Annotated in this window: 1 protein-coding gene; it reads left to right on the top strand. The window is 59.5% G+C overall.

Annotated features, from left to right (window positions below):
• The coding region (locus KUA11_RS16935) for an IS1380 family transposase (protein WP_217412200.1) at positions 1-748 on the top strand (748 nt) is incomplete at both ends.

The following is a 748-nucleotide window of genomic DNA, read 5'->3' as shown; positions in this document are numbered from 1 at the left end:
ATGAGTTCGGATGGGGGCGTCATTCTGGTGAAGCAGGCTGATGACATTCTGGGGCTCAGCCGCCGCTTTGCTGCCTGTTTTCGCGATAAGCGGCATCCCGGCTTTGTGGAATACCGGGTTGAAGACCTTGTCCGTCAGCGGATCATGGGCCTGGCACTGGGCTATGAAGACCTTAATGACCATGACGCTTTACGTCATGATCCTGTCATGGGTCTGGCCTCGGGCCGTCTGTCAGGAGGCCGGGCAAACTGCGCAGCATTGGCTGGCAAATCCACGCTGAACCGGCTAGAGCGCAGTGGGCAGCAGGCAGATCGTTACTGCCGCATCATTGCTGATCATGAGGCCCTGGCTACCCTGTTCGTGACGCTTTTCATGGACCAGCATGAGCGCGCACCCGCCCGGATCGTTCTGGATGTGGATGCCACCGATGACCGTATCCATGGCCATCAGGAAGGCCGGGCCTTTCATGGATATTACGGCCATAACTGCTATCTGCCGTTATACATCTTCTGCGGGGACCATCTCCTCAGCGCTACCCTGCGCACGGCAGACAGGGACCCGGGGAAGGAAGCACTGGCAGACATCCGCCGGATCGTGGAGCAGATCAGGAGCCGCTGGCCCCGGGTGCGTATCCTGGTGCGTGGGGACAGCGGTTTCGCCCGGGACAGTCTGATGACATGGTGCGAAGACAACCACGTTGACTTCCTGTTTGGGCTTGCAGGCAACACCCGCCTGTATGACCGGATTG

It is taken from the genome of Acetobacter estunensis (assembly GCF_019083805.1).
GTDB classification, from domain to species: domain Bacteria; phylum Pseudomonadota; class Alphaproteobacteria; order Acetobacterales; family Acetobacteraceae; genus Acetobacter; species Acetobacter estunensis_A.
The sequence above is the reverse complement of the archived record's forward strand: the minus strand, read 5'-3'. Positions and strand labels throughout refer to the sequence as shown.